The sequence below is a fragment of the Candidatus Caldatribacterium saccharofermentans genome (assembly GCF_050267035.1).
Classification (GTDB): domain Bacteria; phylum Atribacterota; class Atribacteria; order Atribacterales; family Caldatribacteriaceae; genus Caldatribacterium; species Caldatribacterium saccharofermentans.
The window spans coordinates 102505-127860 of sequence record NZ_CP187957.1 but is presented as its reverse complement, the minus strand read 5'-3'; the positions used below and the strand labels follow the sequence as shown (position 1 = coordinate 127860).

At 55.5% G+C, this 25356-nt stretch carries 27 protein-coding genes; 23 read left to right on the top strand and 4 right to left on the bottom strand.

Annotated elements, in window-relative coordinates; translation table 11 throughout:
• Window positions 1-98 precede the first annotated feature (98 nt).
• Genes ACPT9Q_RS00675 through ACPT9Q_RS00645 form a run of 7 tightly spaced genes read left to right on the top strand, consistent with a single transcriptional unit; the run spans window position 99 to window position 6682 of the window.
• A complete protein-coding gene (locus tag ACPT9Q_RS00675) occupies window positions 99-1025 on the top strand; it encodes an aspartate carbamoyltransferase catalytic subunit (RefSeq protein ID WP_026137335.1) in 927 nt (308 codons plus the stop codon).
• On the top strand, window positions 1022-2329 hold the full coding sequence (locus ACPT9Q_RS00670) for a dihydroorotase (protein WP_427365978.1): 1308 nt from the start codon (window positions 1022-1024) through the stop codon (window positions 2327-2329). The genes ACPT9Q_RS00675 and ACPT9Q_RS00670 overlap by 4 nt, the downstream gene beginning before the upstream one ends.
• Window positions 2313-3233: an orotidine-5'-phosphate decarboxylase gene (gene pyrF / locus ACPT9Q_RS00665; protein ID WP_427365977.1), complete on the top strand. Its 921-nt coding sequence runs from the start codon at window positions 2313-2315 to the stop codon at window positions 3231-3233. Before ACPT9Q_RS00670 ends, pyrF begins: the two co-directional genes overlap by 17 nt.
• On the top strand, window positions 3230-3994 hold the full coding sequence (locus ACPT9Q_RS00660; RefSeq protein ID WP_017873599.1) for a dihydroorotate dehydrogenase electron transfer subunit: 765 nt from the start codon (window positions 3230-3232) through the stop codon (window positions 3992-3994). Before pyrF ends, ACPT9Q_RS00660 begins: the two co-directional genes overlap by 4 nt.
• Window positions 3991-4899: a dihydroorotate dehydrogenase gene (locus ACPT9Q_RS00655; RefSeq protein ID WP_017873600.1), complete on the top strand. Its 909-nt coding sequence runs from the start codon at window positions 3991-3993 to the stop codon at window positions 4897-4899. The genes ACPT9Q_RS00660 and ACPT9Q_RS00655 overlap by 4 nt, the downstream gene beginning before the upstream one ends.
• Window positions 4896-5480 (top strand): orotate phosphoribosyltransferase, encoded by a 585-nt coding sequence (gene pyrE / locus ACPT9Q_RS00650; protein ID WP_017873601.1) that lies wholly within the window; start codon window positions 4896-4898, stop codon window positions 5478-5480. Before ACPT9Q_RS00655 ends, pyrE begins: the two co-directional genes overlap by 4 nt.
• A 2-nt stretch (window positions 5481-5482) precedes the next feature.
• Entirely contained in the window at window positions 5483-6682 is a 1200-nt protein-coding gene (locus tag ACPT9Q_RS00645; RefSeq protein WP_017873602.1) for an ArgE/DapE family deacylase, read from the top strand.
• A gap of 3 nt (window positions 6683-6685) precedes the next feature.
• On the opposite strand, the gene ACPT9Q_RS00640 is transcribed toward ACPT9Q_RS00645, so the two are convergent.
• The 3 genes from ACPT9Q_RS00640 to ACPT9Q_RS00630 are packed head-to-tail and all read right to left on the bottom strand — an operon-like array spanning window position 6686 to window position 8926.
• Window positions 6686-7168, bottom strand: coding sequence for a flavodoxin family protein (locus ACPT9Q_RS00640; protein WP_427365976.1), 483 nt, complete (start codon window positions 7166-7168; stop codon window positions 6686-6688).
• Window positions 7169-7183: 15 nt separating this feature from the next.
• Complete coding sequence (locus ACPT9Q_RS00635; protein WP_017873604.1) at window positions 7184-7612, bottom strand: ACT domain-containing protein; 429 nt, start codon at window positions 7610-7612, stop codon at window positions 7184-7186.
• A gap of 15 nt (window positions 7613-7627) precedes the next feature.
• Complete coding sequence (locus ACPT9Q_RS00630; protein ID WP_017873605.1) at window positions 7628-8926, bottom strand: AMP-binding protein; 1299 nt, start codon at window positions 8924-8926, stop codon at window positions 7628-7630.
• A gap of 150 nt (window positions 8927-9076) precedes the next feature.
• Here ACPT9Q_RS00630 and ACPT9Q_RS00625 point away from each other — a divergent pair, with 150 nt between their 5' ends.
• The 4 genes from ACPT9Q_RS00625 to hydE are packed head-to-tail and all read left to right on the top strand — an operon-like array spanning window position 9077 to window position 12077.
• Window positions 9077-9484, top strand: coding sequence for an RrF2 family transcriptional regulator (locus tag ACPT9Q_RS00625; protein ID WP_427365975.1), 408 nt, complete (start codon window positions 9077-9079; stop codon window positions 9482-9484).
• Window positions 9481-10638 (top strand): cysteine desulfurase NifS, encoded by a 1158-nt coding sequence (gene nifS, locus ACPT9Q_RS00620; RefSeq protein ID WP_427365974.1) that lies wholly within the window; start codon window positions 9481-9483, stop codon window positions 10636-10638. The genes ACPT9Q_RS00625 and nifS overlap by 4 nt, the downstream gene beginning before the upstream one ends.
• Window positions 10639-10644: 6 nt before the next feature.
• Window positions 10645-11019 (top strand): Fe-S cluster assembly scaffold protein NifU, encoded by a 375-nt coding sequence (gene nifU / locus ACPT9Q_RS00615; RefSeq protein WP_017873532.1) that lies wholly within the window; start codon window positions 10645-10647, stop codon window positions 11017-11019.
• Window positions 11016-12077 carry a [FeFe] hydrogenase H-cluster radical SAM maturase HydE gene (gene hydE, locus ACPT9Q_RS00610; protein ID WP_427365973.1) on the top strand — a complete coding sequence of 354 codons (1062 nt, stop codon included), beginning with the start codon at window positions 11016-11018 and terminating at the stop codon, window positions 12075-12077. The genes nifU and hydE overlap by 4 nt, the downstream gene beginning before the upstream one ends.
• Window positions 12078-12098: 21 nt before the next feature.
• Here hydE and ACPT9Q_RS00605 read toward each other — a convergent pair whose 3' ends face one another.
• Window positions 12099-13313, bottom strand: coding sequence for a 2,3-bisphosphoglycerate-independent phosphoglycerate mutase (locus tag ACPT9Q_RS00605; protein ID WP_017873534.1), 1215 nt, complete (start codon window positions 13311-13313; stop codon window positions 12099-12101).
• A gap of 201 nt (window positions 13314-13514) precedes the next feature.
• Here ACPT9Q_RS00605 and ACPT9Q_RS00600 point away from each other — a divergent pair, with 201 nt between their 5' ends.
• The 12 genes from ACPT9Q_RS00600 (at window position 13515) to ACPT9Q_RS00545 (ending at window position 25354) form a co-directional block, all read left to right on the top strand.
• Window positions 13515-14678: a transaldolase family protein gene (locus tag ACPT9Q_RS00600; RefSeq protein ID WP_427365972.1), complete on the top strand. Its 1164-nt coding sequence runs from the start codon at window positions 13515-13517 to the stop codon at window positions 14676-14678.
• 8 nt (window positions 14679-14686) lie between these two features.
• A complete protein-coding gene (locus ACPT9Q_RS00595; RefSeq protein WP_427365971.1) occupies window positions 14687-15511 on the top strand; it encodes a transketolase in 825 nt (274 codons plus the stop codon).
• Window positions 15508-16497, top strand: coding sequence for a transketolase family protein (locus ACPT9Q_RS00590; RefSeq protein ID WP_427365970.1), 990 nt, complete (start codon window positions 15508-15510; stop codon window positions 16495-16497). The genes ACPT9Q_RS00595 and ACPT9Q_RS00590 overlap by 4 nt, the downstream gene beginning before the upstream one ends.
• Window positions 16498-16638: 141 nt before the next feature.
• Window positions 16639-17925: a nickel-dependent lactate racemase gene (gene larA, locus ACPT9Q_RS00585; RefSeq protein WP_427365969.1), complete on the top strand. Its 1287-nt coding sequence runs from the start codon at window positions 16639-16641 to the stop codon at window positions 17923-17925.
• A gap of 69 nt (window positions 17926-17994) precedes the next feature.
• Window positions 17995-19002 carry a xylulokinase gene (locus ACPT9Q_RS00580; protein ID WP_427365967.1) on the top strand — a complete coding sequence of 336 codons (1008 nt, stop codon included), beginning with the start codon at window positions 17995-17997 and terminating at the stop codon, window positions 19000-19002.
• The gene (locus ACPT9Q_RS00575) at window positions 18999-19325 is read left to right on the top strand and encodes a hypothetical protein (RefSeq protein ID WP_427365966.1); all 327 of its coding nucleotides are present in this window, start codon (window positions 18999-19001) and stop codon (window positions 19323-19325) included. Before ACPT9Q_RS00580 ends, ACPT9Q_RS00575 begins: the two co-directional genes overlap by 4 nt.
• 5 nt (window positions 19326-19330) lie before the next feature.
• Window positions 19331-20248, top strand: a complete 918-nt coding sequence (locus ACPT9Q_RS00570; RefSeq protein ID WP_427365964.1) for a dihydrodipicolinate synthase family protein — start codon at window positions 19331-19333, stop codon at window positions 20246-20248.
• A gap of 38 nt (window positions 20249-20286) precedes the next feature.
• Window positions 20287-21261, top strand: coding sequence for a sugar-binding transcriptional regulator (locus ACPT9Q_RS00565; RefSeq protein WP_427365963.1), 975 nt, complete (start codon window positions 20287-20289; stop codon window positions 21259-21261).
• Between the two features lie 11 nt (window positions 21262-21272).
• Entirely contained in the window at window positions 21273-21725 is a 453-nt protein-coding gene (gene rpiB, locus ACPT9Q_RS00560; protein WP_427365962.1) for a ribose 5-phosphate isomerase B, read from the top strand.
• Window positions 21726-21797: 72 nt separating this feature from the next.
• On the top strand, window positions 21798-22604 hold the full coding sequence (locus tag ACPT9Q_RS00555) for an HAD-IIA family hydrolase (protein ID WP_427365961.1): 807 nt from the start codon (window positions 21798-21800) through the stop codon (window positions 22602-22604).
• 12 nt (window positions 22605-22616) lie between these two features.
• Window positions 22617-24206 carry a citramalate synthase gene (gene cimA / locus ACPT9Q_RS00550; RefSeq protein ID WP_427365960.1) on the top strand — a complete coding sequence of 530 codons (1590 nt, stop codon included), beginning with the start codon at window positions 22617-22619 and terminating at the stop codon, window positions 24204-24206.
• Window positions 24179-25354, top strand: a complete 1176-nt coding sequence (locus ACPT9Q_RS00545) for a hypothetical protein (protein ID WP_427365959.1) — start codon at window positions 24179-24181, stop codon at window positions 25352-25354. Before cimA ends, ACPT9Q_RS00545 begins: the two co-directional genes overlap by 28 nt.
• The last annotated feature ends 2 nt before the right edge of the window (window positions 25355-25356 follow it).

The following is a 25356-nucleotide window of genomic DNA, read 5'->3' as shown; positions in this document are numbered from 1 at the left end:
CATGGGAGCGGAGAGTACGGAGACCAGAGGAGCACGTCCATCTTCCCGAATGGGGGAAGGTGGATTTTTTTGTGTCTCTTTTCGGGAGGTGGGAAAGGGTGTGGGCGCACCGGCATCTTCTGGGGATACGTCCTTTGACGAGAGAGGACATTCTCCTTGTCCTCGAGCGGGCGGCGCACTGGCGGGAGTTCCTCGAGGCCTCCCCGAAATTTGAGAACATCCTTTCGGGATACTCTATGGTCTGCCTGTTCTTTGAGCCCAGTACGAGGACCCGGATGTCCTTTGAAATGGCGGGGAAGCTTCTGGGCATGAATGTGCTGAATTTTTCTCTGGAGGGAAGCAGTCTGGAGAAAGGAGAGAGTTTTCGGGATACTGTCCGTACCATTGCCCGGATGAAGGCCGACGTTCTGGTAGTCCGGCACAGAGACAGCGGTGTCCCGGAGTATCTGGCGAGTTTTCTTCCCTGCCATGTGGTGAACGCTGGTGATGGGATGCGGGAACATCCGACTCAAGCCCTCCTTGACCTTCTGGCTATACGGCGGACCCTTGGGCGGATTGAGGGCCTTCGGGTTGCCATCCTTGGGGACATCCTCCACAGTAGAGTTGCCCGTTCCCTGGCACTGGCACTGATGAAACTCGGAAATAGCGTGGTATTCTCAGGCCCCCCAACCCTTGTTCCTGAGAGTGTTCTGGCACTTGGAGCGGAACGGGTATTCCCGGTGGAACAGGCAGTGGAAGGAGCTGATGTGGTATATCTGCTTCGGATTCAGCGGGAACGCCAGGAGGCAGGGTATTTTCCGAGCCTTCAGGAATACACTCGCTTTTTTGGTCTTGGGGAAAGACTTCTAACGAGAATGAAAGAGGGGGCTTTCATCATGCATCCGGGTCCGGTGAATCGGGGAGTGGAGATCGAGCACCGGTTCGTGGAACATGAATCCTCCCTCATCGAGGAGCAGGTCACCTGTGGGGTGGCGGTACGGATGGCCGTGCTTGAAATTCTTCTTCGCGGGGAGAAGACGTCATGACGCGGAGAATTCTCATTCGGCGTGGGACCCTGGTCCTTCCGGACAGGCGAATGCTTGTGGACGGTGATGTGCTGATTGAGGGTAGGGTAATTGCTCGTGTCGGTAGAGGGATCTCCGACCCTCAGGCGCAGAGCATTGATGCTTCGGGGTTGCTTGTGGGTCCAGGTTTTGTGAACCTCCATGTGCACTTTCGTGAGCCGGGACAGGAACGCAAGGAAACCCTTGAAACTGGGGCAAGGGCTGCTGCCCGGGGTGGGTTCACCACGGTGCTCTGCATGCCCAACACCTCTCCTCCACTCGACCATCCCCTTGTGGTTCAGGCACTGCGCCTCCGCGCCAGGGCTCTCCCCTTCACCAACATTCTCTTTGCGGGTGCCATCAGCCGGGGATGCCAAGGGAAAGAGATGTGCGATTACGGGCTCTTAAAGGAGGCAGGGGTTGTGGCCCTGAGTGATGATGGAGCAAGCGTTGACAGCTCGCGGTTGCTCTATTTCGCCCTGCAGTACGCCCGCTACTTCCACCTTCCTTTCATTCTCCACGAGGAAGACAGCGAACTTTCCCGGGAAGGGCACATGCATGAGGGGGAGGTAGCGTTCCTCCTTGGGTACAGGGGCATTCCGCGGGTGGCTGAAGACAGCCGCCTTGCCCGGGATGTTCTCCTTGCCCTGGATACGGGCGCCCGGGTGCACTTCACTCATCTCTCAACAGAAAGGAGTGTCACAATCCTCCGTCTCTTCAGAGGACAGGCTCCATTGAGTGCTGATGTCACTCCCCACCACCTTCTCCTCACTGTCGAGGATATTCCGCGATTTGGGTCCCTTGCCAAGGTGAAGCCACCACTTCGAGAAAAAAGGGATATCGAGGCACTCAAGGCGGGCATTGCGGATGGTACCATCGACATCCTTGCCTCGGACCATGCTCCCCATGCCCCTGAGGATAAGGAGGGGAGCTTCCTCGATGCTGCTTTTGGGATCTCTAACCTCGAGATTACCGTTCCCCTCTACGTGAAGGCCCTTGTGGAGGATGGAGTTGTGGACTGGATTGAGCTGTGGCGGAAGTTGAGCTACAATCCTGCCAGGTTTCTGGGGCTCGAGAACAAAGGTGTTCTTGCTGAAGGGAAGGATGCGGACCTTACCATTGTGGACCCGCAGACAGAGTGGGAAGTGGATGTAGCCCAGTTTGAATCGAAAGGGAGAAACTGTCCTTTCCAAGGGTGGTCGCTTCGGGGCTGGCCGGTGTACACCATCGTCGGGGGGCGAGTGGTTATGGCGGAAAGGAGCGTTGTTGATGGAGAGTTTTGCTGAGCGGGTTACAGAAAGGGTTGAACGCTTTGGGCCCCTTGTTGTTGGTCTGGACCCGCATTTTGACCTGCTCCCTCCTGTGCTCCTTGAGCGGTTCGTTCCTGAAGAAATGACTTTTGAGGGACTTGCTGAGGCCGTTCTCGCTTTTGGGATTGGTATTCTTGAGGCTCTCGCAGGAGAGGTTGGCTTTGTGAAGATTCAGATGGCCTTTTACGAGGCCCTGGGGATTCCGGGGATGGTGGCGCTCTCCCGGACCATCAGGAGAGCGAAAGAACTGGGGTTTCTCACGATCCTTGACGGAAAAAGGAACGACATTGCAAGTAGCGCCGTGTGTTACGCCCGGGGGTACCTTTCTGAGATTACCGCAGGCGGAAAGAGTTTGCGTTCCTTCTGGGATATCGATGCCCTGACGGTGAATCCTTATCTTGGGGAAGACAGCCTCCTCCCCTTCTTTGAGGAAGCTCAAAAAAGCGGGAAGGGGGTCTTCGTTCTCGCCCGAACATCGAACCCCTCGGCTCCCTTCATCCAGGATGAAGGGGGAAGGGTGCGGGTTTTCGAAAAAGTGGCCCTGCTTGTAGAGGATTGTGCCAGGAGATTTTTTGCGGGCAGTCCCATGAGTTCCTTTGGGATTGTTGTGGGGGCGACGTACCCTGAGGACCTCCGGTACCTCCGGGGACGCTTTCCTCGGTTGCTTTTCCTCATCCCCGGAATTGGCGCCCAGGGAGGAGCAGTTGAGGCACTTCGCTTTGCCTTCCTCCCCGGAGGACTGGGGGCGCTGGTGAACGTTTCCCGGGATATTCTTTTCGCCTACAGGAAGTGGGGAAGAGAGAGTGGAGAGGACTTTGCTGAGAGAGCTCGTGAAAAAGCCCTCAGGTATCAGGAAACACTCCGGAGCCTTGTGCCATGAGTTTTGCCCGGATATGCCGGAAAGAGCGGTTTGGGGAACGGTTTGTGTGTTTTGAGCTTGAGGAAAGAAGCATTGCCTCTCGGGCCAGGCCCGGCCAATTCGTCATGGTGCGTCCTGGTCTTGAGGTTTTCGATCCCCTTCTTCCTCGCCCCTTCGCAATACTCTCTGTGAACGCTGACCGTTTTTCTCTGCTTTTTGAGGTTGTGGGAAAAGGTACGGAGCTTCTCTCTCACCTGGAGGTGGGGGATACCCTTGAGGTGCTTGGGCCCCTGGGGCAGGGATTCTCCCTTGACGCGTCTTCCGGGATCCTCATCGCCGGAGGACGAGGGCTTGTGCCTCTTGTTTTTCTTGCCCGGGAGCTCAAAAAACGCGGTATCCCCTTCTCGTTCTTCCTGGGTGTTCGGGAACGAAAGGACCTGGCACTCCTTCGCCTCATCGAGGACCTTCCGAGGGTTCTGTGGAGCTGCGAAGAGGCCGTGTCGGGTGGTTTCTGCGGCACGGTCCTTGACCTTGTGGGGAAGTGCCTTGAGAGAGCCCTCTGGCAGGGGGCAAAGATTTACGCCTGTGGCCCTGAGGGGATGCTTCGAGAACTGGCAACGGTCTTTCCCGGGAAAGAGGAGGACATTGAGGTTGCTCTTGAGGCAAGGATGGGTTGTGGTTTTGGGGTTTGCCTTGGATGTGCCATTCCCCGAAGAGGTGGAGGGTACTGGCACGTGTGCAGTGATGGTCCGGTTTTCCGGCTCTCTGAGGTAGTGCTATGAATCTCTCGGTGACCCTGGGGCGGATGGCCCTGAAAAACCCGGTCGTTCTTGCTTCCGGAACCTGTGGCTACGGGAGAGAGATTGCCCCCTACCTTGACCTCAATACTCCGGGAGCCATCACGGTAAAGGGGTTGAGTCTTTTCCCCTGGGAAGGAAACCCCCCACCCAGGCTCTTTGAAGTCCGGGCAGGGCTTTTGAATTCCATTGGCCTTGAGAACAAGGGGGTGGAGCGGTTCCTTCAAGAGGACCTGCCGTTTCTTGAAACGCTCGACACCCGGATTTTTGTGAACATCTGGGGGAGAACGGTAGAAGAGTACATTGAGGTGGCCCGGCGGCTCGATGCTGCAGAGAGGATTGACGCCCTGGAGCTCAACGTCTCCTGCCCGAATGTCGAAAGGGGAGGCGCAAGCTTTCTCTCAGACCCTGAAATTCTTCGAGAACTCGTTGGGCGGGTTCGGGAGGCGACCAGGAAGTTCCTTATCGTGAAGCTCGGTCCGGCAAAGATGCAAGACTGGGAGGTCACGGTGAGAATCCTTGAGAAGGAGGGAGCGGAAGCCCTGAGTGTCACGAATTCTTTTCCCGCCATGGCTATCGATGTGGAGCGGATGGATTTCGTCTTTGCCATGAAGTCCGCAGGGCTCTCCGGGCCAGCCATCAAGCCTCTAGCACTAAAGATGGTCTACGACCTTGTGGGGGTGACAGAACTCCCCATCATCGGTATGGGAGGGGTCATGACTGCCGAGGATGCCCTGGAGTTCCTCCTTGTGGGAGCACGGGCAGTTGGTGTGGGAACCGCGAATCTCGTGGCTCCTTCTTCGGCGGCAGACATTCTTGAGGGAATAAAGGCGTATCTTCTCCGTAAAAATATGGAGAATGTTGAGGACCTCATAGGGAAGGTGAGGTGAATTCCTTGGATAAGGAGGCCATTCTTGACCTTTTCCGAAAGGCTGGAGCATTCCTTGAGGGACATTTCCTTCTGACTTCGGGACTCCACAGCCCGTACTACGTGGAGAAGTTCAAGCTTCTCCAGTATCCCCGGTACGTTGAACAGCTGGCCCAGGCAATTGCAGAACACTTCCAGGGAGAAAAAATCGACGTCGTTGTGGGTCCGGCGGTAGGCGGTATCGTGCTTGCCTACGAGGTGGCCCGGGCCTTTGGAGTCCGCATGGCCTTCACCGAAAGAGAGGAAGGCAGGATGCGTTTCCGGCGGGACTTTACCCTCGGTGAGGGGGACAGGGTGCTCATCGTGGAAGACGTCGTCACCACGGGGGCTTCTCTTTCGGAGGTTATCGAGGCTGTTCAGGAGAAGGGAGCGCACATCGTGGGTATTGGTGTGCTTGTTGACCGGAGCAGTGGTCGGGCTTCGTTCCCCTATCCCTTCTTCCCCCTCCTGCAGATGGAAATCCCTGTGTATACACCGGATGAGTGTCCTCTCTGCAGACAGAGTATTGCCCTGCAGAAGCGGGGAAGCCGGTACTTGGGCTGAACATGGCAGACTGGAAAGCGCTACTTGACAACGAGTTTGACCTTTTTGAACCTATAAGCCTTGCGCAGCGGCTGGTGCGCATCATGAGTGTTTCCCGAACCGAGGGCGAGGTAGAGATTGCCCGTTTCATTGCCAACTATTTCATCGACAACGGAATCCCGGTGGAATGGCAGGAGGTTGATGGGAAGCGAGCGAATCTCATCGCAGAAATCCAGGGAGCCCTGGGTGAGGGACCGGTGCTGCTTTTCAACGGGCACATGGACACGGTCCCTGTGGGGAGTGGCTGGACGTATCCCCCTCTGGGGGGAGAAATCGTGCAGAACCGCCTCTACGGGAGAGGGGCCTGTGACATGAAGGGGGCCCTCGCTGCTATGATGTACGCAGCGAAAATGGTGGCACTCTTTGCCCACTCCCTCTACGGGAAGCTCAAGGTGGTCTTCGTGGTGGACGAGGAGGAAGAGAACGCGGGCATCAGGGAATGGATGAAGGCGTACCGGATGCGACGGGAAGTCGTGGACTACGCCATTGTAGGGGAACCCACAGGTCTCAACATCAGCCTGGGACACCGGGGTGTGGCGGCGTATCGTATTGAGGTTCGGGGGAGATCCTGTCACGCGGCAGTGGCAGAACAGGGCATCAACGCTGTATACTATGCGGCCCTCGTCGTCAGAGCCCTGGAGGAGAAGCGAAAGGAACTCTCTGCCCTTGGGGATCCTGATCTTGGGGCGCCGGCAGTGAGCGTGGGAAAGATTCTCGGAGGAGTAGCGCCCAACGTGGTGCCCGAGACCTGCTTTCTTGAGGTGGATGTGCGAACCCTTCCCTCTTTCTCTCTGGAGAAAATGGAGGAAGTTCTCCGGGAGGTTGTGGAGGGTGTGCGGGAAAGGGAAGGAGCATCCTTCGAGTACACAATCACCCAGTGTATTCCCCATCTCCCTCCAGCCAGAATCTCCAAGGACTCGGAGCTCGTGGAGTTTCTCTCCCGGTCCATTGCCGACATCCCGGGAGAAGTTCCCACTTTCTCTCCCTTTCCTGCTTCCTGTGAAGCGTCGTTTCTCGTCGAAGCAGGAATACCCACCCTGATCTTTGGTCCGGGAAGAATCGAAGAGGCCCACTCGGCCAACGAGTTCGTCCCTGTGACCCAGATTGTCACTGCCGGGAGGGTTTACGCCCTTTTGGCTCTGCGCCTTCTGGGGGGAGAGTGAATCTCAGTCTTTCAGCGTTTTGGCCCATTCCCGACCGCAGATCTGCAAGGTCTTGGGGTGCCTCAAGAGGGTAGGAAAGGCTCGTTCTTTCTCCACCCTCGCCCCTTTATTCTCGAGGATTCTCTTAAGATGCGTCAAGGCTCTCCGGCCGCCGAGGAACGCTTCGCTGACAAAGAGGTGGACTTTCTTGCCGCTCCAGTTGACGTGTTCTATGAAGCTCAGAACTGGTGGAGCAATATCAAACCCCCAGACCGGTCCCCCGAGGACGATCTCATCGAATTTCCCCAGGTCGGGGAAGTCGGTGTGAATGGCAGGGAGCTCGCCCTTTTTGAAGCCCCTGAGGATCATCCCCGGGGTGGGAATGCGGTTTTTGAGTTTTTTCAAGCGAATTTCCTCAAGTTGCGCACCCAATTCCCGGGCGATGCCCTCTGCCAGGGCCCTGGTTCTGCCGCTACGGGAGAAAACCACCACGATGCAACTGGCCACAGGTGTCACCCTCCTTCAGAGCCGGTAAATTTCCTCATCGCTCAGGAGTACGAATCCGTTCCGCTCAAGGACACTCTGAGCGTGAGGTTCGTTTTCCACCTGAATGACGAGAACCGCAGTCTTCCCTTTCTCAACAACAAAGCCATAGGCATCCTCAATGTTGATATCGTTCTCGGCAAGGATTCTGGCTACCCTGTGGAGGCCTCCGGGGACGTCTTCGAGCACCACGGCGATGACCTCCTGGAGGTAAGCAGGAAGGCCGTGTTCTCGCAGGAGTTCAAAGGCCTTTTGGGGCTGGTCGGCAAGGATTTTCACCACTCCAAAGCCATTAGCACTGGAGATAGTGATGGCCCGAATGTTCACACCTTCCTGGGCGAGAATACGGGCGATCTTCTCAATGCGCCCGGGCTTATTCTCCGCAAAGACCGAGACCTGGTGAGCCATGCTGCTCCTCCTCTCTCAGAGCCTTCGAAAGTCGAAAACCCTCTGGGCCTTCCCTTCCTGGGTGGGGAGGCTTCCGGGTTCCACGAGGACCACCTCGGGGGTGACGAGAATTTCGGCCCGGAGTTCGTCTGCAATCCGCTCTCGCAGGCGTTCGAGTTTTTGGAGATCGCCAAAGAAGAACTCGGGCTTAATCTCCACCTCCACGCGCATTGTGTCTTCGTACTCTTTCCGCTCCAGAACGATGCGATAGTTCGTTCCCACCTCAGGGATGTTCATGAGGACCTTTTCAACCTGCATGGGGAAGATGTTCACACCCCGGAAGATGAACATGTCGTCGGTTCGTCCCTGGATTCTTGTGATTCTCCGGTGCGTTCTCCCACATGGGCAGGGCTCATCAATGAGTGCTGCGACGTCCCGTGTCCGGTAACGGAGAATAGGTGTAGCATCCCGGAAGATAGTGGTGAGCACAATTTCTCCCGGTTCCCCCGGTGGGCAGGGTTCCAGGGTATCGGGGTTGACGATTTCCACGATGTAGTAGTCCTCCCAGATGTGCATGCCGTTCTGGTAGAGGCATTCAAACGCCCCTCCCGGGCCGTTCATCTCCGAGAGACCGTAAGAATTGTACGCTTTGGCGCCGTAAATGTCCTCGATTCTCCGGCGGGTTTCTTCACTGTGGGGTTCGGCACCAAGAAGGATGATGCGGAGATTAAAGTCCCGTCGAGGGTCGAGCCCCTCTCCCCGGATGATGGTAGAGAGCAACAGGGCATAGCTCGGGATAATGTGGATGACCGTGCTTTTGAAGTGCTTCAAAAACCATATCTGCCTTTTGCTGTTCCCGGCCCCGATGGGAATGGTGAGAGCGCCAATGCGTTCTGCCCCATAGTGCATACCTAACCCCCCGGTGAAGAGCCCGTAGCTCATCATGTTCTGGAAGATATCGTTTTTTCGAACTCCCACCATGTAGAGGCAGCGGGCCACCTGGTTTGTCCAGCGGTCCAGGTCGTCTTTCGTGTGGTAGATAACGGTAGGAGTACCAGTGGTTCCAGAAGAAGAGTGCAGACGGACAATCTCTTCCAGAGGAACGGCGAGGAAGTCAAAGGGAAACCCCTGGCGGAGGTCTTCTTTGGTGGTGAAGGGAATGTAACGTAAATCTTCAGGGGTCTTAATCTTTTCGGGGTTGATCCCCTCCCGGGTGAAGAGTCGCCGGTAGAAGGGAGTTCGCATGGCATTCTGGATAGTTTTCTGAAGCCGCTGTTTCTGGAGTTCGTAAAGTTCCTCCCTTGGTAGCGTCTCTAAGTCTTTTTCCCAGTACAACTCCTGTACCCCCTCTCAGTCTTTTCCTCTTTTATAGCACAAAGCGACCTTCCTGGATACAGCAGTGCAGAGTTTCCGGGAGAACTTGCCCCAATTTATGAGTTATGCTATTATTTTTATAGACTTACTGAATGAAGGGAGGGAGGAGCCGTGAAGGTTTCCACCCGACTCCGGTACGGTTTACGGTTCCTCGCGCGGCTGGCAAAGAGCTCTGTACCTCTGAAGGTACGGGAGGTGGCCGAGGAGGAACACCTCTCGGCGGACTATCTCCGCCACATTGCTTCAATCCTTGAGACTCGTGGTCTTGTACGGGGTATCCGAGGGAAAGAGGGTGGGTATGTTCTTGGACGTGCCCCCGAGGACATCACGCTCCTTGAAGTGGTTCAGGTTCTTGAGGGGCCGATTCACCCTGTGGAGTGCCTGGCAAATCCCTCGTACTGTTCTCTTATCACCTCCTGCAGTACCCGAAAGCTCTGGGAGGAGACGGCGGCGTGCCTCCAGGGGTTCTTCGCCTCGAAGACACTGAAGAGCCTGGTCGAGGAGGGAGGAAATCCATGATCTACCTGGACTACAATGCCACCACACCCTGTGACCCAAGGGTCGTTGAAGCTATGCTCCCCTTTTTCCGGGAGCATTTTGGCAATCCCTCATCACTCCACCGTTTTGGTCAGGAGGCCCGCCAAATGGTGGAAAAGGCGCGCTCGGTCATTGCCCGTTCCATAGGGGCAAGGGATGAGGAAATTGTCTTCACCTCTGGCGGGACGGAATCCAACAACCTCGCCATCCGGGGGGTTGCCCAGGCGCTCAGGAAGAAGGGCAACCACCTGGTGACTTCCTCTATCGAGCACCATGCCGTGCTGAACGTTTTTCGGGCTCTGGAGAAAGAGGGCTTTGCAGTCACATACCTTCCAGTCGATCGGGAAGGCCTCGTTCATCCTGAAGACCTGAAGAAGGCCCTTCGTCCCGAGACCATTCTCGTGTCCATCATGCATGCCAACAATGAGACGGGGGTCATTGAGCCGGTTGAGGAGCTCTCTCGCGTCGTCCGTGAGCATGGAGCGGTCTTCCACACCGATGCGGTCCAGACAGTCGGGAAAATTCCGGTACGGGTGGACGATCTTGGCGTCGACCTCCTTTCGGCTTCGGCCCACAAGTTCTACGGTCCCAAGGGGGTGGGGTTTCTCTACATTCGGAAGGGTACCCGTCTTGTTCCCCAGATCCTCGGCGGGCATCACGAACGGGGTAGGAGAGCCGGAACAGAAAATGTTCCGGGTATTGTGGGGATGGCAAAGGCTTTAGAAATCGCTCAGGACGAGATGCACGAGGAGGCCAGGCGGGTCGGTGCCCTGCGGGACCGACTCGAAGAAGAACTGCAGGCCCGGATTCCAGACATTGTCATCGTAAGTCGGGGGGCTTCTCGGCTCTACAACACAAGCCTTGTGCTCGTGGAGTACGTTGAAGGAGAGTCGCTGCTTTTGAATCTCGATTTTGAGGGTATCTGCGTTTCAAGCGGTTCTGCCTGTACCTCGAGTTCCCTTGAGCCGTCCCATGTGCTTTTAGCCTGCGGGTACCCCCATGCACTCGCCCATGGTTCCATCCGGTTCAGCCTGGGGAAGTGGACGACAGAAGAAGAAATTTCCCGGGTGGTTGCAGTATTTCCGGGAATAGTAGAGAAGCTCCGGGCGATTTCTCCTTTTGGAAAGGCGAGGTGAGACACAGTGTACACAGAGAAAGTCCTCGAGCATTTCCGGAATCCCCGGAATGTTGGCAGAATAGAAGATGCCGACGGGGTTGGGAAGGTTGGGAACCCCGTCTGTGGCGATGTCATGGTCATGTACTTGAAGATCAGAGATGACCGCATCGAAGACGCGAAGTTCGAAACCTTTGGTTGTGGCGCGGCTATCGCCACATCGTCGATGGCCACTGAACTCATCAAGGGGAAGACCATCGAAGAGGCTCTTAGGGTCACAAACAGGGCAGTGGCTGAGGCTCTGGGTGGTCTTCCACCCCATAAAATGCACTGTTCCGTTCTTGCTGAGGAGGCCATTCGAGCAGCCATTGAGGACTACCAGGCCAAGAGGCGAGGGAAATGAACAGCCGAACTTGCGAGGACGTCCTTGACCTTCTCGAGGAGAAGGAGGACTGCACCGAAGAGGAACTGACGTTGCTCCTTCGCTGTGAAGAACCCCAGGTGGTGCATCGACTTTTCACCCTTGCTGATGCCAAGCGCCGGAAGTACGTGGGTGATGCGGTCCATCTCCGGGGGCTTGTGGAATTCTCGAATTTCTGTCGCAAAAACTGCCTCTACTGCGGATTGCGGAAGGAAAACCGAAAGCTTAAGAGATACCGTATGTCCTGGGAGGAGATGTACGCGCTCTGTGAGCGCATTGCCCGTCTTGGGGTGAAGACCATCGTGCTGCAGTCCGGCGAAGACCCGTGGTATGAGGCGAAGCCCTTTGCCGAGTTTATCCACCGGGTGAAAAAACTCCAGGTGGCCATCACTCTGAGTGTGGGGGAGCGAGAACCCTGGGAGTACGCACTCTGGAGAGACGCTGGGGCTGACCGTTATCTCCTCAAACAGGAGACCTTTGACCGGGAGCTCTTTGCCCGTTTGCACCCCGATGACGACTATGATACCCGCCTTGAATGTCAGAAGGTTCTGAGGGAACTGGGGTACCAGGTGGGAAGTGGGAATATGGTGGGGCTTCCGTATCAGACGCCGGAAGCCCTGGCCCTGGATATCAAGAAGTTCCAGGAATGGGACTTCGATATGATTGGTATTGGGCCCTTCATTCCCCATCCGGACACGCCTCTGGGGCACTTCACCATGGACCCGGAAAAGAAGTGTCTGCTCACTCTCAAGGTCCTGGCGCTCACCAGGATTCTGACGAAAACCACAAACCTCCCCGCCACCACGGCTTTGGGGACGCTTGTTCCCGGAGGACGGGAACGGGGGCTTCGCTGTGGTGCCAACGTCCTCATGCCCAACTTTACCCCCCATCCGTACCGGAGCCAGTACACCATTTATCCCGGGAAGATCTGTGTTCAGGAAGCCTGGGGAGGATGTCTCTCTTGTATGAAGGAGATGGTGACAAAACTTGGGCGGACCATTGCCACCGATTACGGAGACAGAGTCCGCCCCATTCGGTGAGGTCTGGAACCCCCAGGTTGTCTATGCTCCAAATTTGCCAAGTCGCAGGGCTGCAGAGAGGATAAGGCTCATGAGGGCCTTTGCAGGGAAATGCCCAAGGTAACCCCGGGTGCACTCTTTTTCAGTGAACCGTTCTCCCGTTGGCACACCTCCGTAAGGAGAGTGGAGGAGTACCGGAGACGGGTGCCAGGAGTGACCTCGAAGAAGTGCCGGTGTTGAGTGGTCTCCGGTGATGACGAGAACATCGGGGGAAAGGGCAAGGATTTCAGGGAGCAGGGAGTCAAAGTACTCGATGCACTGGACTTTTCGCAGGAAGTCCCCATCCTCTCCTGCTTTGTCGGTGTCTTTGTAGTGGAGGAAGAAGAAGTCATAGTCGTTCCACTTTGCCTTCAGGAATTCAATTTCGTTTCGTAGATCTCCCTCAACGTCTGGGGTATCGAAACCGAACAGCCGGGCAATCCCCTTGTACATGGGGTAGATGGCGATGGCCAGTGCCCGAACACCGTACCGTTCCGGGAATTTCTCTAACACCGGGGACTGGGAGAAACCGCGAAGGAGAATAGCGTTAGCCTTGGGCTCATCCTCAAGAAGGGGTGTAGCCTTTTCCAGGAATGCCCGGACGATACGGGCGGTTTTTTCGGAAGGTTCGTCAAATCCCTTTGGTTCGTACGGTGGCAGCCCCTCTTTCTGAGGGTCGGTGTCCTTGAGATGATCCCCAAGTCCTTTCCCCCGCAGGACAAGAACAAACCGGTGCTCTTTTCCCGGTTTGAGGAGGATTTCCACATCCTCGATTTTCTGAATATGTTGCTGGAGTTTTTCCACAAGCCGCTGGCACTCCTCGGTAGAAATCCTTCCTGCTCTCCGGTCGGTGATGATGCCCTCGGCGTTTCTGGTAGCAAAATTCGCCCGGGCTGCCACGTCCCCTTCTTTGAGCTCCATCCCCACGCCCAGGGCTTCCAGAACTCCCCGTCCGATGACCAGTTCCTCAGGGTCGTATCCAAAGAGTGCAATGTGTCCGGGGCCACTTCCCGGGGTGATGCCGTGGTTCACCGGGGTCATGAGGCCAAGAACGCTTTTCTTTGCCAGGGCATCGAGGTTTGGAGTCCTGGCTGCTTCAAGCTCTGTCTTTCCGCCGAAGTCCGGATGAGGAATGCCTCCAAGGCCATCCACGACGCAGAGGACCATCTTGCTCTCGCCCTTTTTGAGCAAGGTTTTCAGGTTGTTCAGGATGCTCATCGCGGTCTCTCCTCCTTTCGAGCTTCAGAATATGTTACCCTATGGCCCTGGGGAGAAACAAGGACCTTTTTCAGGCGTGGTGTTTGAGTAAGGCCCGAGAAAATCGCCGTTGCTAAGTGTATTGACAAAGAGGGGAAAATCGTGTATACTACGTTTGATAATAATCCCATGTTATTTTCAACACTTTCAGGAGGTTCTCCCATGAGCCAGGAACCACTCGCCCCAAGACCAGAACTCCTTGAAGGGCTCAAAGAACGCAACCCCGACCTGGAACTGTGGTGGGATGCCCATCCAGGGTACTACCAGGTTTTCCTTGCCAGCCTCAGGGAAAGGGGTGTCGATGACGCCACGCTCTCAGTCCTTCGCCGCTTCATGTCCCACAACGAGGGAGGAGTGTTCTTCTTCGATGGAGTGACCACCAACCCTCCCCTGGTCCTTCGGCTCCTTGAGTCCCGGCCTCAGGTGGTTGCCAGAGTGCAGGAGCTTGGCCGGGTTTTCTCTTCCGACACGCATCCTGGGTGGTTTGACCTCTACCTGATGGTGGGAAAGCTCGGCGCCGACAAGTTCCTCTCCAATTTCTACCGCAGAGGCCGCCGATACGGCTTTGTCTGCCTCCAGGTTGACCCAAGGAAGAGCACCGATGAAGCGACCATGGTCCTCCAGGCCCTGGAGATTTCCCGGACAAGCCCCAACCTCATGGTGAAGGTTCCCGCCACAAGGGCTGGCCTTGCAGTGATGGAGGAAATCGTAAGCTTTGGCGTTCCGGTGAACGCCACCTCCTGCTTCTGCGTCCCCCAGGTGGTCCAGGTCGCCCAGGCCATGAAGCGGGGGTACGAGAAGGGGAAAGCCCGGGGTATTGACTACAGCGCTTGGCGGGCGGTCATCACCATGATGCTCGGTCGCTGGGAGGCCTCAACGGAGCTCACCGAAGAAGCCAAAGCCAGAGGTGTTACCCTTGAAGAGGCAGACCTCCGCTTCTTCGGCATCCTCATGGCCAAAAGAGCCGTTGATGCGGTCGAGGTCCTTGGGGCTCCGGCCAAAGTCCTCGTCTGTTCCACCCGGAAAGGCCCAGGCAATACCTACCTCCACCTTGAGGAGCTTGCCAAACTCCCCCTTGTCATCACCATGAACCCTGAGGCTTTAGAGTGGGGCATGACCCTCCTCCGGAAAGAGCGGGCCAGAGCTCCCTTTGCAGTTCCCAGAGCTACAGAGGAGAAGCTCCACAAACTCGACTTTGCCCGAAGAAGCCTTGAGGTTGATGGTTTCACCATGGAGGACATTGCCGCCTCAAGTGCGCAGATCCACAACCTCAGGGAGTTCTCTCAGGCGATGGAGAGAATTGAAAAGATACTCTCAGCGCAGTGAGGTTACCGATGGAGTTTGAGAGAGAATACCTTGAGACTTTTGCTCAGAGAGTTCGTAGACGAATTATCCTGGCAACGTTTCGTGCTGGGGTGAGCCATATTGGTGGATCCCTTTCGGTTGTTGAGGTTCTTACCTGCCTCTTTAACGGTATTCTCAACGTCAACGGGGACAACCTCTTTTCCCGAGAGCGGGACCAGCTGGTGCTCTCCAAGGGTCACGCGGGCCTTGCGCTTTACGCAGTTCTTGCTGAGAAAGGGTTCCTTTCGGAGGAATTCTTTGAGGAATACGGATGCCGGGGAGAGACCCTTCTTGGCATCCATCCAGAGCTTGGGGTACCTGGAGTGGACGCTGCGACAGGCTCTCTGGGTCATGGTCTTCCCCTGGGGGTCGGCCTGGCTTTGGCTTTCAAGTTTCGTCACAGGCCTTTTCACGTCTTTGTCCTTGCAGGCGATGGAGAGCTCAACGAAGGCACAAACTGGGAATGCCTCCCTCTTGCTCTGCGGTACGGACTTGACAACCTGACCCTTATTGTTGACCGCAACCATCTGCAACTCTCCGGTTTTACCGAGGACCTTCATCCCCTTGAACCTCTGGGCGAGAAGTTCAAAGCCTTCGGATGGAGTGTTCAGGAAATCCCGGGCCATGATTTTGAGGTCCTCTGGAAAACCCTTGGGGAGGCAAAGAGACGGAACGATGGAAGTCCTATGGTTGTTGTGACCAAAACGGTGAAAGGCAAGGGTGTTGTGGAGCTTGAGAACAGAGTGGAATCTCACTACTGCGGTCTTTCTGAGGAAATTGTCCGAAAATACCTGGAAGCCGGGGTACAGCAATGAGGAGCCGGAGAACAGCGCTGCAAGATGTTCTGGTGGAGCTCATCGACGAAGGAAAGGACATTATCTGTGTTTCGGTGGATTCTGCTTCGCGTTTCAAGAAAGTGAAAGACAGGTACCCAGAGAGGGTTATTGAGTGTGGTATTTGTGAGCAAACGGGGATGGGTGTTTGTGCCGGTCTTGCTCTGGCAGGATTCACTCCCGTCATCTCCGGGTATGCCACCTTTCTCACCATGAGAGCTTTTGAGCAGATTCGTACCGATATCTGTCGCTGGTCACTCAACGTGAAAATCTGCGGAACAGACACGGGATTCTCAGCCCAGTACGCAGGGTTTACCCATCAGGCCCTGGAGGATATTGCCATTCTCTCGGTTTTTGACGGTATCGTCATCAGCGAACCCTGCGATTACGAGGATGCGCTCCTTCTTGGGCGATATCTTCTGGGGAACTTCCAGGGGCCGGTGTACCTGAGGTTTGGAGCACGGGGCGGGGAGGATGAGTTCTTGGAGAAACATCAGGAGGTAGTTCTTGGGCAGTTTGAGCCACTCACACGGCAGGAATTCCAGGAAGCTGATGTCACCATTGTTGCTTTGGGACAGCTCGTAGGGCTTGGTATGGAGGCAGCCGCGGAACTCGAAAAACGGGGGTACAGAACTTTCGTTTTCAATGCCCGTTTTGTAAAACCCCTCAATTCGGAAATGGTGGCGAGAATCGCCCGAGGGTCACGTCTTGTGGTGACCCTCGAAGAGCACTCGAGGGTGGGAGGATTGGGAGACAACCTCTTGCGGGCTTTCCAAAAGATGCGGAACATCCCCCCGTTTCTGAAGCTTGGAGCCCCGAGCAATTTTGGGTTTTCGGGAGAGCGGGGATTTCTGTTGAGAAAGTGCGGTCTTGAAGTTTCCCTGATAGTGGAGCGCATCGCGAAGGAGATGGAAAACCTTGAGAGACACGAGGGCTTTTTCAAAGGAGGACTTCTTTCTCGCGAGTGATAAGAAGTTTGCGGAAAAGTGGGGTGGCGAGCTCCTTGGTGAAAGCAAGCGGGTTGTGGTGCTCTTTCAGGAGCGTGAGAGTGCGAAGACGCTTGTGTTTCTCGGGCCCTGCTTGCGGAAGAACGTGTGAAGAATGGAGGAATGGCTGTGAAACGGGTAATCCCGCTGAGATATGGGAAGCAAACGCTCCAGGTAGAACTCTCTCTGGAGAATCTTCTGTACGTCATAAAGCCTGGGAACTTTGAAGAAACCATCTCCGAAAAAGAAGCGATTCTCGCCTCCCTGCGGACTCCTGTTGCCTCCTTGCCTCTTGCAGAGAGGCTGCATCGCGGCATGAAGGTCGTCATTGTGGGCGATGACCTCACACGGGCAACACCTCGGGAGAGGATTTTCCCGGTTCTCCTTGACGAGCTCAACAGAGCCGGGATTCCTGATAGGGATATCACCGTTCTCATCGGGTTGGGAACCCATCGGTACATGACTGATGAAGAGATACGGAGGTGTTTCGGCGCGGAAGTCGTTGACAGGGTAACGGTGCTGAACCACGAATGGCAGGACCCCCGCTGCCTCACCCGCATAGGATTCACCCCAAGTGGCATTCCTATTGAAGTGAATAGACTCGCCCTTGAGGCCAATTTCCTCATGGCGGTGGGAAGTATTGTTCCTCACTGCTACGCGGGTTATGGAGGGGGTGGGAAGGCAATACAGCCGGGAATATGTTCCTGGGAAACTACAGGGAAAACTCACATCATGCCCATGTTCAAGGACCTCTACCTGCACATTGCTGGAGAGATTGAGAACGAGGTCCGGCGGGAAATAGAGATGGTGGCCGAAGCCGTGGGTTTACGCTTTATTGTGAATGTCGTGCTCGATGAATCTGGAAAAATCGCCAGGGTTGTTGCAGGAGATCCGGTTCGTGCTCATCGGGTGGGAGCCCGGGCCGCAAAGCAAATCTATGAACAGAAGATTCCAGGTCTTGCGGATATCGTTATTGTCAGTGCGTACCCTGCAGATATCGATTACTGGCAGGGAATAAAGCCCCTGTCGTACGCCCAGAAGGGCTTGAGAAAGGGCGGGATTTCCATTCTTGTTGCTCCTTTCCCTGAGGGCATTTCGCCCACCCACGGAGAACTGAAAAAGTATGCAACACTACCGTATCAGGAGTTGAAGAGGCGTGTTGCAGAAGGGGGCTTTGACGACCTTGTCTGTGCTGCAACACTCCTTTTGCATGCCAGGATCATGGAGCACTCCCGGGAAGTAATCTGCGTCTCTGAGGGAATGAGTGTTGAGGAGAAAGAGGCACTTGGTTTTCGCCACGCAGCTTCAGTCGAAGAGGCTCTGGAGATGGCATTTGGTCTGTGTGGCAGGGAGGCAAAGGTTGGAATCATCGACTGTGGTGGTGACGTGGTGCCATGTCTGAGTATGTGAGTGGGTACTGGACAGGTACCGTTGTGTTCCTACCCAACCCGGCTTTTGGGGCGAAGTAAGGGGGATTCCATGAATCGGGATTATATTCTGGCTGTTGATGCGGGCACTTCTTCTCTCAAAAGCGTCCTTTTCGATGAGAACTTTGTTGCCGTCACCCAGGACAGGGTGGAGTACAATTACGAAGCAGACGGCCTGAGCGTGCAGATTCACCCTGATCTGGTATGGCAGGCTTTCCTTAAGGTGACCCGTAACCTCAAAGAAAAGGGATACGCTCGGAAAGTTGAACTCATTGTCCCTTGCGTGTTCAGCCCGGCACTTATCGCCATGGATGCCGAAGGTACTCCTCTCTTTCCTGCCATCATCCACTGGGACAGAAGGAGCATCAAACAAGCAAGGAAAGCGGTGCGGATAATAGGGAAGGAGCGGTTTCTCCAGGTGGCCGGGAACATTCCGTATCCGGGAGGAATCTCTCTGACCAGCATGCTCTGGCTTAAGGAGGAGAGGCCGGAGGTCTTCGCAAGGGCTGCAGTTCTTGGGCATCTGAATACCTTCCTTCTCAAAAAGCTTGTGAATCGTTGGATTATCGACCCCACCAATGCTTCGGTCACAGGGCTTTACAACACCGTTGCTGCTTCAGATTGGAGTAAAGACCTTGCCCGCGACCTTGGCATTCCCCTTGAGAAGCTCCCCCCGGTTGTGCCCTCCTTTGAAGTTGCAGGGAAAATCACTAAGGAAGCCTCCCGGATAACGGGTTTACCCTCCGGTATTCCTGTGCTTGTGGGATCCAACGACACCTCTGCTGCTGCTTTGGGGGCAGGGCTTTTTGAACACGGGCAGGTACTCAACATTTCGGGGAGCTCGGAAATCCTCGTCATATGCCTGGATCATCCCCTTCCAGATGAACGGTACTACCTGCGAACCCACCCCTTTCCCGGAAGGTGGCTCATGTATGACATTGTGATTGGGGGTTTGCCTTGGAGTGGTTCCGCTCCCAGTTCTGCAGGGAGTTACCGCCGGATACGTTCTACCATGCTTATCTGGCAGAAGTTCTCGAAGGAAAAGGGCAGGGAAAGGTGAAGTGCGTACCCTATCTTACGGGGGACAGGACGAGTCTCGTCCAGAAAAAAGCTTCCTTTTCAGGTCTCACCCTGGACACCACGAGAGAGGAATGCTTGAGGGCTCTGGTTGGGGGCATTGTGGGGAGAATGCGGAAGACCCTTGATATGATGTCCGAGCGCCTTACGTTGCATCCCACTATGGTCGTCACGGGTGGAGCTGGTTCGGCGCTTCTTGAGTACAAACGGCGTGTCTTTCGAGACTTCGAGATAGAACTCAAGGAGAACTGCTCTATTCTTGGGTGTATGGAAATAGCCAGGCGATTTCTTCGCCAGGGAAGGTGAGTTCCATGAAGCCTGAAGACACAAGACAAAAGCTCACCGGGGTCTTTGCCCCCATTGTGACCCCCTTTCGGGATGATGGCACCATCGACTTTGAGGCATTGAAACGGAATGTTGAGAAGCTCTCGAAGACCCGGCTTCGGGGGTACTTTGCCCTGGGGACGAATGGAGAATTCCGGAGCCTCACGTATGACGAGAAGCTCAGAGTCATCGAGACAGTCCTTGAGGTGAAGGGCGACAAGGTCCTCATTGGTGGAGCAAGCTGTGAGTCCACCTTTGAGTCCAAAAAGCTCGCCCAGGACCTTCATCGTCTTGGGGTGGACTTTGTGAGCCTCATGCCCCCCTCCTTCTTCGCAAGGAGAATGACCGATGACGCCCTCTATGAGTACTTCACTGAAGTCGCCGAAGCAGTGGACAAACCGGTCCTCCTCTACAATAACCCTGCAGTGGCCAACAACCTCTGCCTTTCTCCTGCCCTCATTGCCCGCTTGAGCGAACACCCCAATATCCTCGGCCTCAAGGACACCTCAAAGGGCAACTACGACGCCTACATTGCCGCCTCAGAAGGGAAGGAGTTCTTCGTCCTCGCCGGGTCTGCCGATTTCGTCTTCCCGGCCCTCCTTGTGGGGGCTGTTGGAGGAGTACTGTCTCTGGCCAACGTCTTCCCTGACCTCTGCTGTGACCTGGTGGAGCTTGGACTCAGAAAAGACCTTGAGCGTGGTCTTCCCCTCCACCGCTTCGTCGCTCGACTCAACAGCCTCGTCTCCGGGCGATACGGTGTAAGCGGGGTGAAGGCTGCCATGGACCTCTTTGGCTTTGAGGGTGGCTTCCCCAGGAAACCCTTAAAGCCCCTCGGTGAGAAGGAAAAGGAGGCTCTGGAGAGGGAGATTCGGGAACTCCTTGCCACTTTTTCGAGAAGTCAATAAAATAGCGACGAGGAAAGGGGTTGAAAGGGGGAAAGCCTTTGTCACCCAGGGTAGCGAGAGAGGAGGATTTTGAGCGCCTGGCAAAGGTCGCCGAGCTCTATTACCTTGAGGACCTCAACCAGAGGAAAATCGCCGAGCTCCTTGGGGTTTCTCCGCAGAAAGTCTACCGCATGTTGAAACGGGCTCGAGAGATTGGTATTGTGGAGATTCGTATTCGAAGAAGCGGGGAAGTTGATGCCGAGCTCTCTCAGTCACTGGCAGAACATTTCGACCTCCAGAATGCCGTGGTTGTCCGGACGTACAGCGGAACTCCCGAAGGGGTCGTGAAAGCTGTGGCTCAGGCAGCGGCTTCCTTTCTGCGGGATAACCTCGTTCCGTACACCAGTGTCGGTGTTGCCTATGGGAGAACACTCCACAGTGTCCTTGAGTACCTCCCCCGCCTGGACCTCCATGGGATACGGGTTGTGCAGATGATGGGTGGTTACGGTGGGAGGCGGTGGAAGACGGTGGCCATTGAGCTGGTAAAGGAGTTCGCCAGCCGGCTGGGAGGAGAGCCGGTATACCTCTTTGCTCCTGCGTTTGCCAAAAGCCTGGAAACACGGGATGCTTTTCTGAGTGAAAAGGAGGTTCAGGAAGTCCTGAGAATGGCTGAAGAGGTGGATGTGGCTCTGGTGGGCATAGGGGGCATGAGAAGAGAAACGAGTCTGCTCATTGAAACCGGGAATTTCGAGGAGCAGGAAATAGAGGAACTTGTGCGGAGAGGAGCCGTAGGAGCAATCTGTGGAACCTTTTTCAATATCGACGGAGAGGTTATCATGTGTGACCTCGACAAGAAGAGAATTGCAGTTGATGTGAAGCGTATTCGGGAGAGAGGCTCGCGGGTGATTGGTATTGCCGGAGGAATGGAGAAGAAAGAGGCCATTCTCGGTGCCCTTCGGGGGAAATGGTTGACGGATCTCGTGACCGATGCCCAGGTGGGTCGGTGGCTCCTCAGCACGGCGAGAGGAAAGTAGGGGGTGGCAGTATGCTTGTTCTTGCTTCAGACCATTTTGGTTTCCCTCTGAAGAAGGTCATTGCCGATTACCTGCGGGAAGAAGGCCTTGCCTTTGAGGACCTTGGGGTTTTCTCTGAGGACGAAGTTGTCGATTACCCTGATGTTGCTCTTCAGGCTTGCCTTGGAATCAGGGAAGGGAAGTACACCTGTGGGATTCTGGTGTGCGGCACGGGGATTGGTATGGCAATGGTAGCCAACAAGATTCCTGGAATTTACGCGGCCTGTGCCCACGACATTTATTCAGCTGAGCGAGCAAAAAAGAGCAACAACGCCAATGTGCTCACCCTGGGGAGGCATATTGTGGGGCCAGAGCTTGCCAAAATGCTCGTTCGAGCCTTTCTTGAAAGCGAGTTCCAGGGAGGCCGTTCGGCCCCAAAAGTTGAGAAGATTCGGGCCATTGAGCGACGGTACCTCAGAGGATAACCCTAATCCTTCTTGATTTTTCGCCCCCTGTGTTCTATCTTCAAGAAAATCTCTTTGAGGGTAACGGGGGCGATGCGTTTGGACCATCGGGCAATCCTGCAGAACATCAGGAATTTCGTCGTTGACCTCGACGGCGTGGTATATCTTCTGCACACTCCTATTCGGGAAAACATAGACTTTTTGCGCTTTGCCCGCTTGAGGGGATTCCGGATAGCCTTCCTCTCCAACAATACTTTCCTCCCCCGTGAGGGTTACGCAGCGAAGCTCAATACCATGGGAGTTGAGGCAGGGGTTGAAGAGATTTTCACCTCTGCTTTTGTCACCGCAGGGTATCTCCAGAGAGAAAAGCCAGGAGGGAGAGTGTACGCCATAGGGGAGGAGGGCCTGAAAGAGGAGCTCAGGCGGGCAGGTTTGAAACTTCTCCCCCGCTTTTCCTCGAGGGGCGTGGACTTCGTTGTCGTTGGTCTTGATCGGCGCTTCACCTTCCAGAAGATGAAGACCGGTCTTGACTTTCTCCTCAAGGGAGCGCAGCTTGTGGGCACAAACCCCGATCCCACTTATCCGACGGATTCAGGGGTGATCCCTGGAGCAGGAGCCATCATTGCCAGTCTTGAGCGAGCCTCAGGCCAGCGTGCCCGAATCATTGGTAAACCCTCTCCTGATATCCTCCTTTTCCTCCTTGAGACTCTGCGTTTCAGGCGGGAGGAAACGGCCGTTATCGGGGATCGTATTGACACTGATGTCCTTTTGGGTAAGAATTGTGGTGTGTTGACCATCCTTGTTTTGACGGGCGTTGCGAAGCGTGAAGAAGTGTTGTCTTCTCCTGTGCAGCCGGACATAGTGGTGCACACCCTCCAGGAACTTCGAGAATTTCTCTGAGGAGTGAAGATCATGGAAGGAAAACCCCAGGTGGAAATCTACGATACCACATTGCGTGACGGCGCTCAGATGGAAGGGGTGAATTTTTCACTTCAGGACAAGCTCCGCATTACGGAAAAACTCGACGAGATGGGGTTCCACTACATCGAGGGCGGATGGCCAGGGGCCAACCCCAAGGACGTTGCCTTTTTCAGAGAAGTCCGGAAACTCCCTCTGAAACACGCGAAAATCTGTGCTTTTGGAAGCACCCGACGGGCAGACAGTGCAGTTGAGGAGGACCGAAACATTCGTCTGCTTTTGGAATCGGAGGCGCCGGTCGTCACCATTTTCGGGAAATCCTGGACGCTCCATGTGACTGAGGCCCTGAAAACGACGCTTGACGAGAACCTCCGCATGATTGAGGATTCCGTATCGTACCTTCGTAAGCAGGGACGAGAGGTGATTTACGATGCGGAACACTTCTTCGATGGGTACAAGGCTGACCCCGAGTATGCCCTGAAAACCCTTCAGGTAGCCTGGGAGGCAGGAGCCCGGATTCTTGTGCTCTGCGACACCAACGGAGGGACCCTGCCCCACGAGGTTGAGGAAGTCATGAAGGTGGTGCGGGAACGTCTGGGGAAGGGAGTTCCCCTGGGTATCCATGCGCACAACGACAGTGGTGTGGCAGTGGCTAACAGCATCGCGGCGGTGCGCATGGGAGCGGTCCAGGTTCAGGGAACCGTCAACGGGTACGGAGAACGCTGTGGCAATGCAAACCTCTGCACGGTTATTCCCAATCTTTGGTTCAAGATGGGTGTTGCCTCTATTCCCGAGGACCGGATACGGAAGCTCTTTGAGCTTTCCCACTTTGTAAGTGAAATTGCCAACCTTCGTCACGACGATTACCAGCCGTACGTAGGGCGGAGTGCTTTTACCCACAAGGGTGGTGTCCATGCCAGTGCCATTTTGCGCCACCCCGCGACCTATGAACACGTTCCTCCGGAGGCGGTGGGGAATCAGCGGAGAATCCTCGTTTCGGATCAGTCAGGAAAGAGCAACATCGTGTACCGAGCGAAGGAGATGGGCGTTGAACTTGACCCGAAAGACCCCCGGGTTGACGCCCTCGTCCAGAAAATCAAGGAGGCGGAAAACTTTGGATACCAGTTCGAAGGAGCAGACGCCTCCTTTGAGATTCTCCTCCGGGAGACCCTTGGTGAAAAAGTCAAATTCTTCGACCTTGAGAGTTTCCGGGTTATTGTGGAAAAGCGGAAAGAAGAGAACACGGTGACCGAAGCCACGGTGAAAATTCGGGTGGATGAGGATGTTGTCCATACCGTAGCGGAGGGCGATGGACCGGTTCATGCTCTGGATAATGCGCTGCGAAAGGCCCTCGAGAGACTCTATCCCGCCCTGAAGCGCATTCGTCTTTCGGACTACAAGGTGCGGGTGCTCTCGGAAAAAGAGGGAACGGCTGCCAAAATCAGGGTGCTGATTCAGTCAACTGATGGAGAGCGTGTGTGGGGGACGGTAGGGGTTTCAACGAACATCATCGAGGCAAGCTGGGAAGCACTTGCTGACAGTGTTCGCTACGGGCTATGGAGAAAGCTTCGAAGAGAAAAATAACTGTCCGGATCCAGGAAGGGGGAAGGGACTGGAAGGGAGGGAAGGAGGTCCGGACTCTACTCTCGCAGTTTCCCCTCCCTCCCTTTGTGACCCAGGAGGTTCCGCTTCTTCCGATCCAGAGGTTTTTCCGGGCCACACTTGGGGTTTTCCGCTACATTGTTCTGGTCACCCAGGGAGAATTGCTGGCGTTTTTCCAGGCTTTTCTGAAAAACTCCCTTTTGAGAGAAAAGGCGCTTTTCCTCTGTTCCAGCCAGGATGGGGACCTCCTGGGAGAGCTCTGCGAGGTTCTTCCCCCCTCTGAAACCGCTTTTCTTTTCCTTGCCCGGCGACCGGAGGAATTCTGGGGGCTCTTTGCTCTTTTTGCCCTTCCGGAGAGGAAGAAAGTCCTTGTGGGTGAACCCCATGGGGCTTTTGCCGAGTGTGCGCGGGAATGCTTCTTCCCTTTTCTTCCTGTTGATGTTCCCTCCTTTTCCTTCTGGCAGCGGAGTGCTTTCCTCTACCTTCCCCTGAGTGTATGGGGCATGCCTCCAGAGGAGGTTGAGCGAGGGTTTCAGGAAGGGTACACGGCCCTCAGAGAGGAGGCCTTCCGGCTGGCGCTCTTTCTCTGGGAGAAGGAACAGGAAGGGAAAGGCAGGGTGCATATTGTTGCTGAACCGCCTCTTCTTGGAGAGGTACTGTCTTCTTTTTTCCCCCTTCTTGAGCGGAGCTGTGAGGGAGGCCTGGTCTTCCGGGCTGGTAGTCCTCAAACCCTCTGGAACGAGGGTGAAAGGGTCTGGGAACGGGGTATTACCATCCTCGTCCTGAGGGCCTTGTCGGGAGAGGGATTCAGGGTCCGGATTCCCCGTGAGCTTGTCTCCTCAGAAATCTTCGCCGGCTGGGGATTCCTGCGGGAATGTTCTTTTGAGGCTCTGGAGAAGGCCGCAATAGACGCCCTCAGGGGAATGTTGCGACAACGGGGGGAGGCGTTTGCGGAACTCCGCCTTCCCCTGTACTCTCCTTTCTTTCTGGGGCAGTGCATAGCCTTCATGCAGTATCTTGCTTGCTACAGCGCCTGGCTTCGGGAAGTCGACATCTTTTCTGAACCCCCTCTTGTTCGGTTTGAGCGTCACGTTGTATCCTGTCTCAAGAAGCGGTGTCAGGAGGCATAGGG